This window comes from Klebsiella sp. I138 (genome assembly GCF_051131765.1).
Lineage (GTDB): Bacteria > Pseudomonadota > Gammaproteobacteria > Enterobacterales > Enterobacteriaceae > Klebsiella.
This window is the reverse complement of record NZ_CP180447.1, coordinates 353,705-374,276: the sequence shown is the minus strand read 5'-3', so window position 1 is coordinate 374,276 and position 20,572 is coordinate 353,705. Positions and strand designations below refer to the sequence as shown.

Below are 20,572 nucleotides of genomic sequence, written 5' to 3'. Positions count from 1 at the left end.
TTCCGCACCTTCAGAGGTTCCATTACTCTATTCAAGGTATGCGTAGAATTCATGATGTGATCGGTAGCACATTTCAAGGTTTAATTGTATGATGAATTCGGTTCATCAAGGGTTATTACCATGAGTAAATCGTTGAATATTATCTGGCAGTACCTGCGGGCTTTTGTCCTGATCTACGCCTGTTTATACGTCGGGATTTTTATTGCTTCCCTGCTGCCCATTACAATCCCCGGCAGCATAATCGGGATGCTGATTTTGTTCGTCCTTCTGGCGCTACAGATTATGCCGCCAAAATGGGTCAACCCCGGCTGCAACGTGTTGATTCGCTACATGGCGCTGCTGTTCGTGCCCATCGGCGTTGGCGTTATGCAATACTGGGATCTGCTGCGTGCGCAGCTAGGCCCGGTAGCGATCTCCTGTACAATCAGTACATTAGTCGTTTTCCTGGTGGTGAGCTGGAGCTCACATCTGGTTCACGGCGAACGCAAAGTGATCGGTCAAAAAGGGAAAGTCAAAGATGATGCATGAAATCTGGTGGTCCTTGCCGCTGACGCTGATTGTTTTTTTCCTCGCCCGTAAGCTGGCCGCACGGTTTAAATTTCCGCTGCTTAACCCGCTGCTGGTCGCTATGGTCGTGATCATCCCTTTCTTACTGATCAGCGGTATCTCCTACGATCGCTATTTTCAGGGCAGTAAAATTCTCAACGATTTGCTGCAGCCGGCGGTCGTGGCGCTAGCCTTTCCGCTATATGAGCAGCTGCACCAGATCCGCGCCCGCTGGAAATCGATCATTACGATCTGCTTTATCGGCAGCGTCGTCGCGATGGTAACCGGCACCACCGTCGCACTGCTGCTCGGGGCCACGCCGCAAATCGCCGCGTCGATTATGCCGAAATCGGTCACCACGCCGATCGCAATGGCGGTCAGCGGTAGCATTGGCGGTATTCCAGCCATCAGCGCGGTATGTGTCATTTTCGTGGGGATTCTCGGCGCGGTCTTCGGCCACACCCTGCTCAACCTGATGCGTATTCGCACCAAAGCCTCACGCGGCCTGTCGATGGGGACCGCATCGCACGCCCTGGGCACCGCCCGCTGCGCGGAACTGGACTATCAGGAGGGAGCCTTCAGCTCTCTGGCGCTGGTGCTGTGCGGGATTATTACCTCGCTGGTTGCGCCCTTTTTATTCCCGGTGATCCTGGCTGTAGTGGGATAAATGTGACATACATCACACTTATCAATGCAACATAAACATGTTGCATAAACAATGAGATATTAATCACATATACGGGCCATCCCCGCCCGTACACTAGATTCCCATTACATTGTTAAGAGGCAACGCCATGCATCCACGTTTTCAAGCTGCTCTTCCCCTTCTGGCGGCAGATCTGCAAGCGGCTATCGCCCCGATGCTTCTCGACCCGCACTTCCCGGCCTTACTGGATGCAGGTCAGGTCGCTGCGCTGCGAAACGCAACAGGACTCGATGAAGACGCGCTGGCCTTTGCGCTGCTGCCGCTTGCGGCGGCCTGTGCGCGTGCCGATCTTTCCCACTTTAACGTTGGCGCCATCGCCCGCGGCATCAGCGGCACCTGGTATTTTGGTGGCAACATGGAATTCCTCGGTGCCACCATGCAGCAAACCGTACACGCCGAACAAAGCGCCATCAGCCACGCCTGGCTGCGCGGTGAAAAGTCGCTGCGTGCCATTACCGTTAACTACACCCCCTGTGGCCACTGTCGTCAGTTTATGAATGAGCTGAACAGTAGCCAGGTGCTGCGTATTCATCTGCCGGGCCGTGAAGCGCATTCGCTACAGCACTATCTGCCAGATGCCTTCGGTCCAAAAGACCTGGAGATCAAAACGCTGCTGATGGATGAGCAGGATCATGGTTTCCCGCTGACCGGCGATGTCCTGACGCAGGCGGCCATTCAGGCAGCCAACCGCAGCCACATGCCGTACAGCAATTCCCCTTCCGGCGTGGCGCTGGAGCTCAAAGACGGCACCATTTTCGCCGGTAGCTATGCAGAAAACGCTGCGTTTAACCCGACGTTGCCACCGCTGCAGGGTGCGCTGAACCTGATGAGCCTCAACGGATATGACTATCCGGACATTCAGCGTGCAATGCTGGCTGAAAAAGCCGATGCGGCGTTGATTCAGTGGGATGCGACTGTTGCAACGCTGAAAGCGCTGGGCTGTCAGAATATCGATCGCGTCCTGCTCGGTTAATCTGCTCGTAATGCGGGCCTCTCGCCCGCATTGTTGAAAATCCCCGCAATTAAACGATGGTTTCTTGCTCTTGCCCGGCGGGTAAAGTAGCCTGATAGCTCCATTGTTCATATGAGTCTGGTGAATGTTAAAGCGTGTGTTATACAGCCTGTTAGTCCTGTTCGGCCTGCTGCTGTTGACCGTGCTGGGTCTTGACCGTTGGATGAGCTGGAAAACCGCCCCCTATATCTATGACGAGCTACAGGATCTGCCCTACCGCCAGGTTGGGGTGGTACTCGGTACCGCCAAGTACTATCGCACCGGAGTCATTAATCAGTATTACCGCTACCGTATTCAGGGAGCGCTGAACGCTTACAACAGCGGGAAGGTGAACTATCTGTTACTGAGCGGCGATAATGCGCTGCAAAGCTACAATGAACCGATGACCATGCGCCGGGATTTAATCAAAGGCGGCGTTGATCCTGCCGATATCGTGCTGGATTACGCTGGATTCCGCACCCTCGATTCTATCGTGCGCACCCGGAAGGTTTTCGACACTAACGACTTTATTATCATTACCCAGCGCTTCCACTGCGAACGGGCACTGTTTATCGCCCTGCATATGGGCATTCAGGCGCAATGCTATGCGGTGCCTTCGCCGAAGGATATGTGGAACGTGCGCTTACGTGAGTTTGGCGCCCGGTTTGGCGCGCTGGCAGATCTCTACGTTTTCAAACGCGAGCCACGCTTTTTAGGGCCACTTATTCCGATTCCGGCATTGCAGGAAGTGCCAGAGGGAGCGCAGTCCTATCCGGCCGTGTCGCCGGAGCAGCTGCTGGAACTGCAAAAAAGTAAGTGACGGGCCGTATCTCGGTGTTGTCGCACTTGCCACAACGCATAAAAAAAAGCCCGCGCGAATGGCGCGGGCGGGATAACCACGAACGCTTATTTTTTGCGCGCGTACTTCAGTGAATCCAGCGCGACGGCGAAGATAATAATCGCCCCTTTAATAATGTACTGCCAGTACGGGTTAACGCCGATATAGGTCAGGCCGTAGTTGATGACGGTGAAGATAATAACCCCGGTCACAACCCCAAGCACCGTACCGACACCGCCGCTGAACGACACGCCGCCGACGACGCAGGCCGCAATCGCATCCAGTTCATACATAAAGCCGAGGTTGTTTGTCGCCGAGCCAATACGACCAGCTTCCAGCAGCCCACCAAAGGCATAGAACACGCCGGACAGGGCGTAAATCATCAGCAGGTTCAGCGCCACGTTAACCCCAGAAACTTTGGCCGCTTCCGGGTTACCGCCGATGGCAAAAATGTTTTTACCAAAGCGGGTTTTATTCCACAAAATCCACACGAAGAAGACCGCAATCAACGCGTAGAAAGTAATGTACGACAGGCGGAACGTCCCCAGCGCAATAAACCCTTGGGCAAACTGCGAGAAGTGGCTATCAAAGCCGGAAATTGGCGATGCGCCGACAAAATCGTAATACAGGGAGTTGATACCGTACACGATGATCATCGTGCCGAGCGTGGTGATAAACGGTGTCACGTTCAGATAAGCGATAATGATCCCGTTAATCAGACCGATGACTGCACCAATCGCACAAACCAGCAGGATCACCAGCGGAATAGGCATAGTGGCCATATCCGGGAACACCTTGTTGGCATTGTCGACCGCCTGCAGCATGGTCGCGGCGATGACCGCCGCCAGCCCAACCTGACGGCCGGCAGAAAGGTCGGTACCCTGGGTAACAATCAGCCCGGCGACGCCGAGGGCGATAATAATACGTACCGATGACTGGGTCAGGATGTTACTCAGGTTCAGCAAACTTAAGAACGTCGGGTCCTGGAAAATAATAATGGCCAGCAAAACCAAAAGAACAACGTAGATCCCACCCTCTTTCAGGTACGTGAGAAAACTTTTTTTATTTAACGCACTCATGAGAAGCCCCTGCTCTTAAAGATGCAACGACGCAAGACGTAAAATTTCGTTCTGCGTAGTGGTTTTTGTCTCAACAATTCCGGCAACAAGCCCGTTGCTCATTACCAGAATACGGTCGGTAATACCCAGCAGCTCCGGCATCTCGGAGGAAATAATGATAATGCCTTTATTTTTCTTCGCCAGTTCAGCAATCAGCTGATAAATTTCGAATTTCGCGCCCACGTCAATCCCGCGCGTAGGTTCGTCAAGCATCAGAATTTCCGGCTGGGTTAATAGCCAGCGACCAATAATAACCTTCTGCTGGTTACCACCGGACAGCGAACCAATTTGCGTATGCTGGCCGGGGGTTTTCACACGCATCGAGTCAATAACCCACTGGGTATCGCTTTTCATGCGGGAAGTATCCAGCAGCCCCACCTTGTTTTTATATTTCTTAATATTGGAGATCAGCGAGTTAAAGCCGATATCCAGATAAGCATAAATCCCGGTAGAACGGCGCTCTTCGGTCACTAAAGCAAAACCATGGTTAATGGCTTCATTCGCACTATGGTTATTGATCTTCTTGCCATGCAGCGTAATCGTGCCACCTGATTTTTCGCGGATACCGAAAAGTGTCTCCACAATATCGGTACGTTTCGCCCCCACCAGCCCGGCGATACCGAGAATTTCCCCTTTACGCAGATCGAAGGAGATATCGCGAATCGATGGCTGACGCAGTGACGTCAAGTTACGCACTTCCAGAATGGTTTCACCCGGCGTGTTGTGCTTTTCCGGGAAGCGCTGGGTCAAGGAGCGCCCTACCATCATGGAGATGATCTTGTCCATATCCAGGCCTTCCAGCGGCTGGGTAGCAATCCACTGGCCATCGCGCAGAATGGTAATTTCGTCACACAGCTGGAAAATCTCTTCCATCTTGTGGGAGATATAAACAATCCCGCAGCCGCGTTCTTTTAGCTTACGGATGATCTTAAAGAGATGATTGACTTCTTTTTCCGTCAACGATGACGTGGGCTCATCCATAATAACGATTTTCGCGTTATACGAGAATGCCTTAGCAATTTCAATCATCTGCATCTGTGATACCGATAAGGTCCCGACGCGGGCGCGCGGATCGATATCAATATCCAGTTCGTCGAATATCCCTTTGGTATCGCGATACATTTTTTCCTGATCGACAAACACCCCTTTGGTGGGATAACGTCCCAGCCACATGTTGTCCATCACCGAACGTTGCAATACCAGGTTTAATTCCTGATGAACCATTGAAATACCGTTTTCCAGCGCTTCTTTCGCCGAATGGAAATCGATCTCTTTCCCCTGAAAAAGAATACTTCCAGAATCCTTTTGATAGATTCCAAAAAGACATTTTAATAATGTTGATTTTCCCGCACCGTTCTCTCCCATTAATGCATGAATAGAATGAGGACGGACTTTCAGATTGACATTATCGAGTGCCTTGACGCCAGGAAACGATTTGTTGATATTGCTCATTTCCAACAAGAATTCGCCTGACCGTTCGCTATTATTGCTGACCATAGTTATACCTGGCTGCGTTCATACACACCCTAATTACACATAAGTGTCGTATTCAGGGTCTGGTTCTGTATCAGGAATAATGGGGCGCGAATCCCCGGGATAAATCAGATTGTTTCAACCTAAGCGGTATCACAACCTGACGCATTCCGGATAAAAACCCACGCCCGTAACTCAATAATTATTTGCCGATAAACTGGCTCAGATTGTCTTTATCTACGCCAACGTAAGGTACGCGGACGATCTTATTCTCAATCTTCCAGTTAGTACCCGCCGCGGGTTCTTTACCTGCTGCCAGGTTTTTCGCCAGATCGAAGGTCGCTTTCGCCTGGTTATTGGCATCGTTCAGCACGGTACCCGCCATCGCCCCAGATTTAACCAGCGCCAGAGCTTCAGGCAGGGCATCTACGCCAAATACCGGAATGCTGCTCTTATTGTGGGCCTTCAGTGCTTCAACTGCGCCCATTGCCATCGCATCGTTGTTGGCGATAACCACTTCAATTTTGTTAGCGTTTGGACCAGACAGCCAGGCGTCCATTTTATCTTTCGCCTGAGCGGTATCCCACATTGCGGTGTCCATCTGCAGCTGCTGAGTCTTCAGACCTTTGTCATTCAGCTCTTTAATCACGTAGGTGGTACGTGCTTCAGCATCCGGATGACCCGGCTCGCCTTTCAGCAGAACGTATTGAATCTGGCCGTCTTTGTTCAGATCCCAGTTCGGGTTCGCTTTCCAGTGTTTGGCAATCAGGTCGCCCTGAATAATCCCGGATTCTTTGGAGTCAGTACCGACGTAGAAGGCTTTGTCATAGCTGTCCAGCGCCTTGCGGGACGGTTCTTTGTTGAAGAACACCACCGGCACGTTCTGGCCGCGCGCTTTGTCGATAACGGTGCCCGCAGCTGCCGGGTCCACCAGGTTAATCGCCAGCGCCTTCACCCCTTTTGCCAGCAGAACGTCAATCTGGTCGTTCTGTTTGGACTGGTCATTCTGCGAGTCATTCATCAGCAGCTGAACGTCTGGCGCTGATTTGCCGTCTTTCTCGATAGCCTTACGCACAACCGACATAAAGTTGTCGTCATATTTATAAATGGTTACGCCGATGCGGGTATCAGCTGCGTGTGCCGCTGCGCCAAATAACATGCTAGCCATAACAGCAGACAGGGTTAACACCTTCTTATTCATGGAATCTCCGGTTTTATTATGCAGGGTCGTTGGTGTGAAAATAGCTGGCAGGCATTTGTTAAATTAACGTTACCGCGCAACAACGTTCACGACTGTAAATTCTGTCTTCCGTGTAGGGTAACGCTCCAGAAATACGACTTTATTACGCGTTTAGCGCCTTATTCCTACGGTAAAAATGATTAATCACCGTGATAGAGTGGTTCAGACTGGTAAACGTGGCCATCATAATCAGTTGAATGTTAATATACTGTGAATTTACTCACAGATTGAAAGCGGTTACATAAGGCACATCATCAGTTAGTGATCGGCCCCGCAATTTGCCGCGGCATCACCGAATGACGGCGCACCAGGGTTGGCATAAAGCAATGACGCGCATCATGATCCAGTTTGCCCGCCGCTCCCAGCAGTGCCAGCTCCGTTGCCAGCTTCGCCATTGACATAACAGGATAGCGCACGGTTGTCAGCTGTGGGTCGGTGTAGCGAGAAATAGGGATATCATCGAAGCCGATGAGCGATAAATGCTGCGGTACCGCAATGCCGTTATCTTTGAGCGTCGTCAGCGCCCCGGCCGCCATGCTGTCGTTGTAAGCAAAGACCGCGGTCAGGCCTAAATTGCGCCCCAGTAGCTCGACCATGGCCGCCTCGCCCCCCTGCATATCCGGGCTGCCCGAGCCAATCCAGCTCTCCGGCGCAATAATGTTTTGCTCCTGTAACGCCTTAAGCCACCCTTCCCGGCGCATATCGTCATCTTCAATGCCGTGATTTGAAGAGAGATAGCCTATCCGCTGATGGCCGTGGTTCAGCAGCATCCGCGTCGCCATCAGCGCCCCGCTGACGTTATCCAGCCCCACGCAGCGATGGGCAAAACCGGGCACAATGCGGTTAATCAGCACCATCCCCGGAATATGCTCCATAAAGTCGCCAAGTTCTTCATCGCTGAGCGCTTTGGAGTGAACGATCAGGGCAGAACAGCGCTGGCGAATCAACACCTCAATGGCATGACGTTCTTTTTCAGCTTCATGATAGCTGTTGCCGATCAGCACATATTTCTGATGCTGTTGAGCGACGGTATCCACCGCTTTCACCAGCGCACCGAAAAAGGCATCCGAGACATCCATCACCACAACGCCAATGGTGTCACTGACCTGCGTCGCCAGCGCCTGTGCATTGGCATTCGGCCGGTAGCCCAGTTGCGTTACCGCTTTCATTACATTTTCCCGCGTATCCGGGCTCACCAGCGCACTGTTATTCAGCACGCGCGAGACGGTTGCCACGGAAACACCCGCCTGACGGGCGACATCACGAATGGTGATCATGCTTACCGCCCTTAAGAGAATTGCAATACGTCACACCCACCTCCTGTGTTCAGCAAGGTGGCTATTCTGGCAGCGACGTGCCGCACGCTACGTGAGTGATGTCACAAGCCTGGAAACGGTTACATCCGTTTTGTTAATGATTGTGATCGAGATCGTTATCTGGATGTGTTTTTTAGTGAGGTCCCTGACGCACGCAGGGTGAGTTGACGCCACAGCCATTCCACCGGTCCCTGACGGAAATGACGCAGCCAAAGCAGCGAAAAGGTTATATTCACCGCCCAGACCGGAACAACGAAGGCTAACAGCTGCAGGCGGTCAAACTTCATAAACAGGCCAAAGCGGTAAAAAAGGGTGGTGCAGATAAGCGTTTGTAAAAGGTAGTTAGTCAGCGCCATCCGCCCGACGCAGGCGATGGCGCCCACCAGCCGCAGCCTGCACAGCTGTGGCCAGAAGCCCCATGCCAGCGAGGCATAGCCGATCGTTTGCAACGGTGCACCCAGCTCGCGCGGGGCTTGTAACAGGAACGCACACCAGCGAGGATCCCACCCGAGATACCACTGGGCAAAAATAGCCGGCAGATTAATCGCCATGCCGGCGACAATCAGCAGCGCGCCGGTGCGGCGATAGTGGCTGAGGCTAAACTGCCCCTTTAACCAGCCGCAGCGCATCAGCGCCGCGCCCATCAGCATCATTCCCGCCAGCTGCCAGCCGTACTGGGCACCGAGCGCCAGCAGGTTATCGGAGAGCATATCGACACGGTTACTCACCGCCTCCATGCCACCGTTCAGCTTCCAGTATTGCTCGTACTGTAAATTCGCCGCATCGGGTACCCATGAACGATTCGGCGCGTCGCCAGTAATGACGCCAAGCAGCACGAGGACCGCAACGCCGACCACGTACAGCATGACGCCGGTATTAAACAGCGAGGTGATGTGATGGGCATCGCGCACCATGCGCCAGGCCACCAGTCCCACCAACGCATAGGCCAGCAGAATATCGCCATCCCAGAAAAAAAGACCGTGGATAAAGCCCAGCAGCGCCAGTAACGTCAGCCGCGACTGGATCCAGCGCTTGCCGCGAGGCAACAGCATCTGCAGGCCGGCACCAAACAGCAGGGCAAATAACGTCAGGAATTTGACCTGAGCAAACAGGTCGAGAATCGCCCAGGTCCAGGCGTCAGTGAGGGAGATGCTCCCGGACCATGCCGGGTTGAGGTAAGCGGCCTTCGGCAAGCCGAAGGCGCTGATATTCAGAAGCAGGATACCCAGGATGGCAACGCCGCGCACAAAGTCCAGCGTGACATTTCGCTCCATCTGCCCTGCTCCGTTTTTTAGTTGTGGTGACGTACGGCGCGCAGGAACTCCTGGCGAGTATTCTGGCTGGATTTAAACAGGCCACCCAAAGAAGTCGTCGTTGTCGCACTGGTGGCATCACGAATGCCGCGCGCTTTCACACAGTAGTGTACTGCATCAATGGAGACCGCAACGTTACTGGTGCCCAGCAGCGTTTGCAGCGCCGTTAAAATCTGCTGAGTCAGTCGCTCCTGCACCTGCGGGCGCTGGGAGAAGAACTGCACGATACGGTTGATTTTCGACAGGCCAATCACCGAATCTTTCGGGATATAAGCGACCGTCGCTTTACCATCGATAGTGACAAAGTGATGTTCACAGGTGCTGGTCAAGGTGATGTCACGTACGGTCACCATTTCATCAACCTGCATCTTGTTTTCGATAACGGTGATTTTCGGGAACCTGGCATAATCCAGTCCGGAAAAAATCTCGTCGACGTACATTTTCGCAATGCGTCGCGGGGTTTCCACCAGGCTGTCATCAGTTAGATCAAGATTCAGCAGTTGCATAATCTCGGTCATGTGTCCGGCAATCAAACGCTTGCGAGTTTCATTATCAATTTCTTGTACTGGCGGACGCAGCGGCGTCTCCAGCCCACGAGCGACCAGCGCTTCATGAACGAGTATGGCTTCTTTACTCAGTGCTGACATTTAGGTTCTCCTGCAGGTGTGGCGCTCTTTGCTCTTCTGCGGGCAAAGTTTGCGTTCATTGTGCGTGAGGTGGCGCACATAATCCAGTAGCCGAAACGATAATTATTGAAATTTGCGTTAGCTATCGATCCCTCGCGACGGGCCTAGTACCGCTTATCAAACCCGCGATGCCCGCCGTTCATTACACCGCTTACCGCCGGACAGCATCGCACCGTTTCGGGCGCGCAGGCAGCATCGGGCATGTTGGTTAAAAGTTGCATTAATGATGCAATATGTTCCTTAAAGGAGAAAGTGAAAGTTGCTCACGGGTGCATGAAATATCTGTATTATGGCCTGACACCCGCATTTACCTTCCTGAGGAGCCCTGCATGGAATTGCTTGAAGAGCATCGCTGTTATGAAGGTCGACAGCAGCGCTGGCGGCACGACTCCAGTACTCTGAACTGTTCAATGACGTTCAGTATCTTTTTACCTCCCTTACGTGACGAAACGCCGCCGCCGGTTCTCTTCTGGCTGTCGGGGCTGACCTGCAATGATGAAAACTTCACCACCAAAGCGGGCGCCCAGCGTGTGGCCGCAGAACTGGGCCTTGTTCTGGTGATGCCGGATACCAGCCCCCGCGGCGATGACGTCGCGGATGATGCCGGCTGGGATCTGGGTAAAGGTGCAGGTTTTTATCTGAACGCCACCGAAGCACCGTGGTCTGCGCATTTTCGCATGTATGACTACCTGCGCGACGAACTACCGCAGCTCATCCGTTCGCAGTTTAACGTCGGCGAGCGCACGGCAATCAGCGGCCACTCGATGGGCGGCCACGGCGCGCTGATAATGGCGCTGAAAAACCCGGGCCGCTTTACCAGCGTGTCTGCCTTCGCGCCTATCGTTAACCCGACGCAGGTCCCCTGGGGACAAAAAGCCTTCACCGCCTATCTGGGCGCCGATGCGTCGGCCTGGCAGGCGTGGGACAGCTGTGCATTAATGCAGGCAAGCCAGCCCGCTGACGCGATTCCGACGCTTATCGACCAGGGCGATAGCGACACGTTCCTCGCGCTACAGCTACAGCCAGCGGTGCTGGCTGAAACCGCGCGGCAAAAGGCGTGGCCGTTAACCCTGAGAATTCAACCCGGCTACGATCACAGCTACTATTTCATCGCTTCATTTATCGAAGATCATCTGCGTTTTCACGCCCGCTATCTGCTGGCCTGATTTCCTGTCGGTGTGCCGCCCCGTTGCTGGCGCACCGTTCTCTTCGCATGCTCAGACGGCCTTCGCCCGCGGTGCCATGCGCTATTCAAGAACCACCGTTTCTTTATTTTTAGACAGCAGAATCTTGATCAGCTCAATATAGGAAACCGGTTTAAAAAAATAATAGCCCTGCAGCAGGATGACATTCTTCCGGTTGAGGTAATTCAGCTGCTCTACCGTTTCAACGCCCTCAGCGACAATCCGTAACGAGAGCTTGCTCGCCATTTCAAGCACGCAGTCCAGCAGCTTTGTTGATTCATCAAGCCCATTCACCCGTCCAACAAAGCTTTTATCGATCTTGATGTAGTCGATGTTCAAATCATGAAGATAAGACAGCCCGGAATACCCGGTGCCGAAATCATCCAGCGCAATAGAAAAGCCGCGAGCGTGTAAGGTATTGAGGTTGGCGATCAGCTGCTCATCAACGTGTAGCGGCTCGCGTTCGGTCACTTCAAGTACCAGGGTTAAGTTTTGGTTGTGGAAACCTTCCCGGTATTTCAGGCAGTCATCCATAAACTGTGGCGAGCTGATATGTGAGGCGCTGAAGTTGATGCCGATATGAAAACCATCGGGCAGCTTGCTGACGATTTTGTTCATCTGCGACACCACCTGTGCCATCAGACTTTGCGTCAACGGTATAATCAGCCCCGTGCGTTCTGCAAGCGGGATAAACGTTGCCGGCGAAATCAGTCCAAGCTGCGGGTGCTTCCATCTTGCCAAAACCTCAACGCCATATATCGCGCCGGTTCGGCCATTAACGACCGGCTGGTAAAAAGGAACAATTTCACCATTCTCAATCGCTTTACGTAAGTTATCCTCTGGCGTCGTGTATTTGTTTGCATATTTCAACAGCAGCCAGGCCAGGGCGCATGCGACAAACAGAATAAAGATCAGCAAACCGGCCCCTTGATTAATCATTCGCTTAACACTAAAAAACGCCGGAAGATTGTATTCAATACCAAACATAAATTCGGCAGACTGAAAATAACCGGTGGTACTGCTGCTTAAGTCCGTGTTTCTGACATCGCCTGACGTTCCGATAGTCCGGTCGCCCACCACTAAAGCAAAGTGAGTATTTTGCATATTACTGCTGAGCGCGTCACGAATATGAACATCGCTGATGCTGATAACGGTTTTCCCACTCGGAAAGTGAGTTTGATAGGCCAGAATCGGCCGACCATTCACGGTGTTCTTCGCCTGGATCAGCATTAGCGTGGCGTCCGGGATACTGTTTAAACGCAAAAGAAGCACCCGGTTCCCCGGCAGCGAGGAGCACCATATTTTATCGTCTTTAATAATCAAAATCGTTCTGAGGTGTGGTTTGAGCGCCGCCTCGGTCCCAAGCTGAAACTGACCTTCCGGTGAGCAGCCTTTGCTCGCCACATCCAGCGCGGTTTTTGTCGCCAGGCGGGCTTCCTCCAGAATGGCATTAATCCTTCTTGCCGCATGCTGGGCTCCGTTCGCACTACTTATTCTTGCCGAATACCACAGCTGCATATTTAAAATAGACACGCCGATAACGAAAAAAAACACGGCGACGAAAGCGGGAAGTATGACATTGCGCATTATTGTTCTCGGTCAATGGAGATTCGATTAATGAATAACGTCGACCTGCTCCCCATTGATCAACATGACGCCAGTCATGTTCTCAATTTTAGCCCTGCCCCCTAACGTGTTCTGGACACCAGCGGAAATAACCGGCGGCTTTACCACTCACCGTCGCATTTCAGTTCTGAACATACCGGAGGAAGTCATCCATCCCAGTACAGAATGGGAGCATCTCTCCCTATAGGGTATACGCCATTTTGCGCCGCGCATGGTTGTGCGATGGCGGCGTTAATACAATGAGATGCCGCCGTAAAAATAAAAACTCGCCTTTGCATTCAGGACGATTGCCGAGGCTATTAGCAAGGGCGGCCAGCGCTTGCCGTCCGCCCTCCTTCGGCCTCAATCAGAAGCGGTAGTCCACCGCCATAAAGTAGCGGCGCCCTTCTTCGGTATAGCTATAGTCATCGCGGCTCAGATCTTTATCACCCACGTTCAGGACGCCTGAACGCAGCTTCACGCTCTTCGTCACCTGCCATGCGGCACCGATATCAAACATGGTGTAACCACCCGGCGTTTTCGAGGTAGCGCTGACCGCACGCTGCTCGCCGGTATAGTTCGCGGTGACATAGAAGGACCAGTCATCCAGCGGCTTCCAGTCCAGCGTTCCGTTCGCAGTATGGAACGGCAGAGATTGCAGCGGCTTATCGCCCCCGTTACTGAGATCGCGACCGTCGTTATAGGTGTAGTTCATCGTCAGCTTCCACTCGTCGCCGAACGGCACTTTGACCTCGGTCTCCACCCCTTTGATACGCGCTTTATTCACGTTGAAGTAGCGGAAGACCGGCACGCGTTTGCCGTTGACCGTTTTCCAGCCGACAAAGTTAGGATAGCCCGGCGCTTCACTGGCGCTGGAGGTCCGCAGAATATCGATCATATCGTCGACGTTATTCTGGAAGGTGGTCACACTCCCTTCCACGCCTTCCAGCAGACCTTCTTCGCCGCGGTAGTACAGGCCAAGCTCGAAGCTTTCGCTGGTTTCCGGCTTCAGGTCCGGGTTACCGATAATACTGCACGAGCCGCGGCAGGAGTTGGTCGTCCAGTCCGGGTTCAGCTGCAACAGCGACGGCGCTTTAAAGGCCGTTGCCCAGCCGCCTTTCACGGTAACCGTGTCGGTTGCGTTATAGACCAGGTAAGCACGCGGGCTCCAGTGATCGCCGTAGGTTTGATGGTCGTCCATACGAATACCGGTGGTCAGCGCCAGCGGTTCGAAAATTCGCCACTCATCCTCAACAAACAGCGCGTACTGGCTGGCGGAGGTGGATTTCCCCCCGCTGCTCAGGTTAACAGGATCTTTCAGCTTATCGTGGCGCCATTCCCCACCGAAGGTCACCAGCTGGTTGATCATCCCCAGCGGCAGCACGTATTTCCCGTCTACGGAATTGCTTTCTGAGGTGATGGTGCCGTCCTGGCCCGGATTTTTGTTATCAACCTTTTCACCGTAAAACTTCAGTTCACTGTTACCCACGTCCCAGCGCCCGTTATGGCTGAGGGAGTAGTTCTGACGTTCCAGGCGGTTGCGGTCGAGGGAGTCGGAGTCACGATCCTGGCGATCGAAGCCATAGCCGGCGGTGATGTCCTGGTTATCGGTCGGCGTCCACGCAAACTCAACGTTACCATCGCGGCTGGTAAAGCCTTCAATGCGCGGCGTTTCACCGGCGGCGTTGCTGGAGGACTGCTGATCGTCTTTCGCGCGTTTTGCCAGGTTGCCGTAGGCTTTCATTCCCAGCACCCCGTCAATCAGCGGGCCGCTGGTAAAGAACTGACCGTTATAGGTATCACCGCGATCGCGATGCTCCTGAATCGTGGTATCAGCACTCAGGGTACCGGTCCATTTCTGGCCGACCTTTTTGGTAATGATGTTCACCACGCCGCCGAGGGCATCGGAACCATAAAGAGAGGACATCGGCCCGCGAACCACTTCGATGCGCTCGATGGCATCGACCGGGACCCAGTTTAAATCGAAATCGTTATGGCGGAAGACGGCGTTACGTGAGTTGACGCGTTTGCCATCGACCAGAATCAGCGTATAGCTGCTGTCGAGGCCGCGAATACTGACGCCCTTACGGTTGTCGCCTTCGTTGGTGAGCTGTACGCCAGGCACATCGCGCAGGACATCTTTCAGGTTCTGAACCGGGCGGCGTTGTAAATCTTGCTGGGTGATGACGCTGATACTGGCCGGGGCATCTTTTACGCTCTGTTCAGTTGCCGCGGCGGTGACAACCAGCGTTTCTTCATTGACTTCGGCTAATGCCGGGAACGCCAGTGATACGACGGATGCGCACAATCCCGCCCGGACAAAAGGGTTTAACCTGAACATTCCATATCTCCATGAGGTCTATAACGAATCAAACAAAAGGTGCAATTAACACGAACTGTCGGCACACCGCTCATAGGCGGTACGCGCGGTCTTTTTTTACAGTTGACGTGGCTGGTCGCCCCTTGCCGGTTCTTCACGACCCGCAAGATATGGGGATTGGCTTCATCCTGAATTTGATGAGGATGATAAAGATAATGATTTCGATTATCAATAAAATTATGGAGAACTGTATCAATTTGTAAGAAACGCAGATATAAAAAAACCCTCTTAAAAAGAGGGTTTTATGCAAGCGATGAGTATCGGTTTTGAGCGTCAGCCTTTGAAACGCTGCGGGAACTTCATTTCGCTGTAGCGCACGAAACGGGTCCCTTTCGCCAGCTTATAACCGAACCAAATCACCAGGAACAGCGGGATACCGATATAGGTTGCCGCGACGCCGCCCCAGTCAATGGTATCTTTCAGGAACGCTTCATAGTTCTGGCCCAACGTAATAATCAGACACAGTACGAAGGCGAAGATTGGTCCCAGCGGGAAGAATCCCGAACGATACGGCAGGTCGTTCAGATCGTGGCCTTGCAGCACATAGCCGCGACGGAAACGATAGTGGCTGATGGCAATCCCCAGCCAGGCGATAAAACCGGTCATCCCGGACGTGTTCAGCAACCACAGATAAACGGTCTGATTACCAAACATCGAGCTCAGGAAGCACAGTGCGGCAATCACCGTCGTTGCGTACAGCGCATTACGCGGCACGCCGCCACGAGACAGCTTCGAGAAGATACGCGGCGCTTTACCATCGCAGGCCAGGGTATAGAGCATACGCGTTGATGCATACATTCCCGAGTTACCCGCAGACAGTACCGCCGTCAGGATAACCGCGTTCATGATCGCCGCCGCAGACAGCAGGCCCGCGTGCTGGAAGACCAGGGTGAACGGACTGACGGAAATATCTTTCACGTCGTTACGCAGCAGGCTGGGATCGGTATACGGAATGATCAGACTGATAATCAGAATCGCGAACACATAGAACAGCAGGATACGCCAGAACACCTGCCGTACCGCGCGCGGAATGTTCTTCTCCGGATCTTCGGATTCACCCGCCGCAATCCCGATAAGTTCGGTGCCCTGGAAGGAGAAGCCGACAATCATCGCCACGCCGATCATCGCCGCAAAGCCCCCGGCAAATGGCGCATCACCGGTAGTCCAGTTACTCCAGCCCACCGGCTGTGCACCCTTGAAGATACCGACAATCATCATCACGCCAACGACGATAAAGATGATGACGGTAGTCACTTTGATCAACGAGAACCAGTATTCCGCTTCGCCGAAGCCCTTCACGGAGATCCAGTTCAGCAGGAACATAATGCCGAGGAACAGTGCGCTCCAGATCCAGCCAGGGGTATCCGGGAACCAGTAGCTCATCACCAGCTGCGATGCCACGAGGTCAACGGCGATGGTAACTGCCCAGTTGTACCAGTAGTTCCAGCCCAGCGCGAAGCCAAAGCCCTCTTCAACATAGTTCTGACCGTAGGTCGCAAAGGAACCGGATACCGGCATGTATGCCGCCAGTTCACCCAGGCTGGTCATCAGGAAATACACCATCAGACCGATCAGAATATAGGAAAGCAGTGCCCCGCCAGGGCCTGCCTGAGAAATAGTTGCACCAGATGCAACGAAAAGACCTGTACCGATGGAACCGCCAATAGCGATCATGGTCAAGTGGCGCGCCTTCAGTTCACGGCGTAAGCCGGGCGCTTCTGTGGTTTTAGTATCCGAAACCATGTGAAAATGCTATCCATCCAAAAAACGAGGCGCGATTGTAGCAGACGATCCGGGTTCCATCCGGTACAAATGCGAAGTTATAAGAGAGCTTCATGATCGACAATGGATTATTAGTAAAGCACTAATCCCCGGAAATGCCAGTCATAATCTCCTGATCTATCATGATAATACCACTGCTTATCGCCGGTGACTTACACCTGGCAATAGCGCAGAAAACGCTGTAAAGCCTTGGAAATATGTTTTTGCCGATGATGAATCCGCCACAAGGTGCGGGTCAGTTCAGGCAACGGTACCGCCAGTTCAACCAGCGACCCCACCTCTAGCTGCTCGGCAATCACCCGCCGGGAGAGGCAGCTGATGCCCAGGCCGTGGCGCACGGCATGTTTAATGGCTTCTGAATTGCCAAGCTCCATGCCCAAATGAAACGCCGGCAGGTGCGACAGCAGCAGATAGTCGACAATTTCGCGCGTGCCGGAGCCGTGTTCACGCAGGATCCACGGGGCTTCCGCCAGCCGTTGCAGCGTCACCTCACCTTCCAGCAGCGGCGAATTCGGCGCAGCGAACACCACGAGTTCATCTTCCAGCCACGGCTCGGCGATAATATCTGCCGCATGGCATGGCCCTTCGATAAGCCCGATATCCACGCGCAGGTCGGCCACCGCATTGATAACGTCCTGGCTATTACCCACGCTCAGCTCCAGCGGCAAGTCGGGAAAATCACGGCGATAGTGGGCGATAATTTCCGGCAGAATATAGTTACCGATGGTGCTGCTGGCATACACGCGAATCGCGCCGTTATCGCCGCGAAACAGCTGCTCAATCTCTACCGCACGTTCCAGCAGCGCCAGCGCACGCGGATACAGCAGCCGACCGTGCTCGTTCACCACCAGCCGCTTGCCGACGCGGTCAAACAGCTGTACGCCCAGCTGCCCTTCCAGATCGGTTAGCGCGGCACTGACCGCCGATTGCGAAAGCGCCAGCATTTGTGACGCCTGAGTCGTTGAACCGCTCTTAAGCACTTCAGCAAAAACTTCCAGCTGCCGTAGCGTGATATGCATAACTCATCCTGCCTTCATTTATATGCAGCGTGGCTCTCCGACAACCCGCCGATCGTGGGAATGTCACCAAAAACGCGAAAAATTTCGAGCTGCAGGAGGCGGCAAAAGAGCGAGTCCCAGGAGCTTACTGAAGTAAGTGACTGAGAAGCGTGCGCGCAGCCAACACACGTGCAACTTGAAGTACGCCGGGTTTACCACTTATTCCGATTGATTATAAATATATAATCAATTTTATATTTATACCAGCACGTCGTAATCTTTACACAGACAAAGGAGAAGGTTATGACAGCACTCACTTTACCGACAAAACATCGCACCTTGTGGCATTTTATCCCGGGACTCGCGCTGACCGCCGTTCTGACCGGCGCGGCACTCTGGGCCGGCAGCTTTTCTGCTATTGCCGGTGCCGGCTTCAGCGCGCTGACGCTGGCCATCTTATTCGGTATGGTCATCGGGAACACCATTTACCCTAAACTGTGGCAGTCCTGTGACGGCGGCGTAATCTTTGCCAAACAGTATCTGTTACGACTCGGCATTATTTTATACGGTTTTCGCCTGACGTTCGCCCAAATCGCCGATGTCGGCGTTAGCGGTATCACCATTGACGTCCTGACGCTGACCAGCACCTTTTTTATCGCCTGCTTCCTTGGGCAGAAGGTCTTCGGTCTGGACAAACATACCAGTTGGCTGATCGGTGCCGGTAGCAGCATCTGCGGCGCCGCCGCGATTCTGGCCACCGAACCCGTGGTCAAAGCGGAAGCCAGTAAAGTCACCGTCGCGGTGGCTACGGTGGTAATTTTCGGTACCCTGGCTATCTTCCTCTACCCGGCCATGTACCCGATGCTGGCCCACTGGTTCACCCCGGAAGCCTATGGCATCTATATGGGTTCCACCATGCACGAAGTTGCACAGGTAGTGGCTGCCGGGCATGCCATCAGCCCGGATGCGGAAAACGCCGCGGTGATCGCGAAAATGCTGCGCGTCATGATGCTGGCTCCGTTCCTGCTGTTTCTGGCCGCTCGCGTCAAACAGCTGGCGCCTGAGGGCCAGGGAGAGAAAAGCAAAATCACCATTCCGTGGTTTGCCATCTTCTTCATCCTGGTCGCAGTGTTTAACTCCTTCCACCTGCTGCCAAAATCAGTCGTCGATATGCTGGTGACGCTCGATACCGTACTGCTGGCGATGGCGATGGCCGCACTGGGACTGACTACTCACGTCAGCGCGCTGAAAAAAGCCGGTGCCAAACCGCTGCTGATGGCCTTGATGCTGTTCGTCTGGCTGATTGTCGGCGGCGGCGCTATCAACCTGGCCATTCACAGCCTGATGGCATAACCGGGTTGGTCGAACGTACGCATTCATTGATGTAACTCTGCAGTTAAGCCGCTATCATTACCCTGCCCCCAGCGGCTTAACTGGAGTTTTTTTATGAAATACATTGGAGCGCACGTCAGCGCCTCCGGCGGACTGGCCAATGCTGCCATTCGCGCCGCCGAAATCGACGCCACCGCCTTCGCGCTGTTTACCAAGAACCAGCGTCAATGGCGAGCCGCCCCGCTGAGCGACGAGACGATTGCTGAATTCAAAGCCGCCTGCGAAAAATACCGCTTTGGTCCTGGACAAATCCTGCCGCACGACAGCTATCTGATAAACCTTGGCCACCCGGTTGAGGACGCGCTGGAAAAATCTCGCGAGGCCTTTATTGATGAACTGAGCCGCTGTCAGCAGCTCGGACTGACGCTGCTCAATTTCCATCCCGGCAGCCATCTCCAGCAGATCCCGGAAGATGAGTGCCTGGCGCGTATCGCCGAGTCTATTAATATCGCGCTGGCCAAAACCGAAGGCGTGACTGCGGTCATTGAAAATACCGCCGGCCAGGGCAGCAACCTCGGTTTCAAGTTTGAGCACCTGGCCGCCATCATCGACGGCGTCGAAGATAAATCCCGCGTCGGCGTATGCATTGATACCTGCCACGCCTTCGCGGCCGGTTATGATCTGCGCAGCCCGGAGGAGTGTGAGAAAACCTTCGCCGATTTCGAACGGATTGTCGGTTTCCGCTACCTGCGCGGCATGCACCTCAACGATGCCAAAAGCACCTTCGGCAGCCGCGTTGACCGCCACCACAGCCTGGGCGAAGGCAATATCGGCCACGATGCTTTCCGCTGGATTATGCAAGACAGCCGTTTCGACGGCATCCCGCTGATTCTGGAAACCATCAACCCGGATATCTGGGGTGAAGAGATAGCCTGGCTGCGAGCGCAGCAAACGGAAGAAGCTTCAGCCTGACGCCGGACTGCGCGGAATGTACCGCGACACAGAAAGAGAAAAAGGGCCGAATAATCGGCCCTTTTGTTTAGCTAAGTAAATGGTTAGCTGAG

The 20,572-nt window shown here is 53.7% G+C and carries 17 protein-coding genes; 7 read left to right on the top strand and 10 right to left on the bottom strand.

The annotated features are described in order from the left end of the window. Window positions 1–120 precede the first annotated feature (120 nt). The 4 genes from ACMYSK_RS01690 to sanA all read left to right on the top strand — a co-directional run bounded on the left by ACMYSK_RS01690 (window position 121) and on the right by sanA (window position 3,063). On the top strand, window positions 121–528 hold the full coding sequence (locus ACMYSK_RS01690; RefSeq protein ID WP_434639732.1) for a CidA/LrgA family protein: 408 nt from the start codon (window positions 121–123) through the stop codon (window positions 526–528). Beyond that, window positions 518–1,213 carry a CidB/LrgB family autolysis modulator gene (locus tag ACMYSK_RS01685; RefSeq protein ID WP_434639730.1) on the top strand — a complete coding sequence of 232 codons (696 nt, stop codon included), beginning with the start codon at window positions 518–520 and terminating at the stop codon, window positions 1,211–1,213. The genes ACMYSK_RS01690 and ACMYSK_RS01685 overlap by 11 nt, the downstream gene beginning before the upstream one ends. 127 nt (window positions 1,214–1,340) lie before the next feature. After that, window positions 1,341–2,225, top strand: coding sequence for a cytidine deaminase (gene cdd / locus ACMYSK_RS01680; RefSeq protein ID WP_434639729.1), 885 nt, complete (start codon window positions 1,341–1,343; stop codon window positions 2,223–2,225). 124 nt (window positions 2,226–2,349) lie between these two features. Next, a complete protein-coding gene (sanA, locus tag ACMYSK_RS01675) occupies window positions 2,350–3,063 on the top strand; it encodes an outer membrane permeability protein SanA (protein WP_434639727.1) in 714 nt (237 codons plus the stop codon). Window positions 3,064–3,149: 86 nt separating this feature from the next. Here sanA and mglC read toward each other — a convergent pair whose 3' ends face one another. The 6 genes from mglC to folE form a co-directional block, all read right to left on the bottom strand. Next, window positions 3,150–4,160 carry a galactose/methyl galactoside ABC transporter permease MglC gene (gene mglC, locus ACMYSK_RS01670; RefSeq protein ID WP_434639725.1) on the bottom strand — a complete coding sequence of 337 codons (1,011 nt, stop codon included), beginning with the start codon at window positions 4,158–4,160 and terminating at the stop codon, window positions 3,150–3,152. 15 nt (window positions 4,161–4,175) lie between these two features. Next, window positions 4,176–5,696, bottom strand: coding sequence for a galactose/methyl galactoside ABC transporter ATP-binding protein MglA (mglA, locus tag ACMYSK_RS01665; protein ID WP_434639723.1), 1,521 nt, complete (start codon window positions 5,694–5,696; stop codon window positions 4,176–4,178). Window positions 5,697–5,874: 178 nt separating this feature from the next. Beyond that, entirely contained in the window at window positions 5,875–6,873 is a 999-nt protein-coding gene (gene mglB / locus ACMYSK_RS01660) for a galactose/glucose ABC transporter substrate-binding protein MglB (RefSeq protein WP_434639721.1), read from the bottom strand. 293 nt (window positions 6,874–7,166) lie between these two features. Continuing rightward, a complete protein-coding gene (galS, locus tag ACMYSK_RS01655; protein ID WP_434639719.1) occupies window positions 7,167–8,189 on the bottom strand; it encodes an HTH-type transcriptional regulator GalS in 1,023 nt (340 codons plus the stop codon). A gap of 155 nt (window positions 8,190–8,344) precedes the next feature. After that, entirely contained in the window at window positions 8,345–9,502 is a 1,158-nt protein-coding gene (gene yeiB / locus ACMYSK_RS01650; RefSeq protein WP_434639717.1) for a DUF418 domain-containing protein YeiB, read from the bottom strand. A gap of 17 nt (window positions 9,503–9,519) precedes the next feature. Further along, on the bottom strand, window positions 9,520–10,188 hold the full coding sequence (gene folE / locus ACMYSK_RS01645; RefSeq protein ID WP_434583854.1) for a GTP cyclohydrolase I FolE: 669 nt from the start codon (window positions 10,186–10,188) through the stop codon (window positions 9,520–9,522). Between the two features lie 368 nt (window positions 10,189–10,556). Between folE and fghA the strand changes: the two genes are divergently transcribed. Beyond that, the gene (gene fghA / locus ACMYSK_RS01640) at window positions 10,557–11,393 is read left to right on the top strand and encodes an S-formylglutathione hydrolase (RefSeq protein WP_434639715.1); all 837 of its coding nucleotides are present in this window, start codon (window positions 10,557–10,559) and stop codon (window positions 11,391–11,393) included. 81 nt (window positions 11,394–11,474) lie between these two features. Here the strand turns inward: fghA and ACMYSK_RS01635 are convergent, their stop codons facing one another. The 4 genes from ACMYSK_RS01635 to yieE all read right to left on the bottom strand — a co-directional run bounded on the left by ACMYSK_RS01635 (window position 11,475) and on the right by yieE (window position 18,197). After that, window positions 11,475–12,998 (bottom strand): EAL domain-containing protein, encoded by a 1,524-nt coding sequence (locus ACMYSK_RS01635; protein ID WP_434639713.1) that lies wholly within the window; start codon window positions 12,996–12,998, stop codon window positions 11,475–11,477. Window positions 12,999–13,383: 385 nt separating this feature from the next. Beyond that, window positions 13,384–15,357, bottom strand: coding sequence for a catecholate siderophore receptor CirA (gene cirA / locus ACMYSK_RS01630; protein ID WP_434639711.1), 1,974 nt, complete (start codon window positions 15,355–15,357; stop codon window positions 13,384–13,386). A 312-nt stretch (window positions 15,358–15,669) separates the two neighbouring features. Further along, window positions 15,670–17,139 carry a lysine-specific permease gene (lysP, locus tag ACMYSK_RS01625; RefSeq protein ID WP_434639709.1) on the bottom strand — a complete coding sequence of 490 codons (1,470 nt, stop codon included), beginning with the start codon at window positions 17,137–17,139 and terminating at the stop codon, window positions 15,670–15,672. 191 nt (window positions 17,140–17,330) lie between these two features. Further along, complete coding sequence (gene yieE, locus ACMYSK_RS01620) at window positions 17,331–18,197, bottom strand: DNA-binding transcriptional regulator YeiE (RefSeq protein WP_434639707.1); 867 nt, start codon at window positions 18,195–18,197, stop codon at window positions 17,331–17,333. Window positions 18,198–18,479: 282 nt separating this feature from the next. Here yieE and ACMYSK_RS01615 point away from each other — a divergent pair, with 282 nt between their 5' ends. Further along, entirely contained in the window at window positions 18,480–19,529 is a 1,050-nt protein-coding gene (locus tag ACMYSK_RS01615; RefSeq protein WP_434639705.1) for a YeiH family protein, read from the top strand. Window positions 19,530–19,622: 93 nt separating this feature from the next. After that, entirely contained in the window at window positions 19,623–20,480 is an 858-nt protein-coding gene (nfo, locus tag ACMYSK_RS01610; protein WP_434639703.1) for a deoxyribonuclease IV, read from the top strand. Window positions 20,481–20,572: the final 92 nt, after the last annotated feature.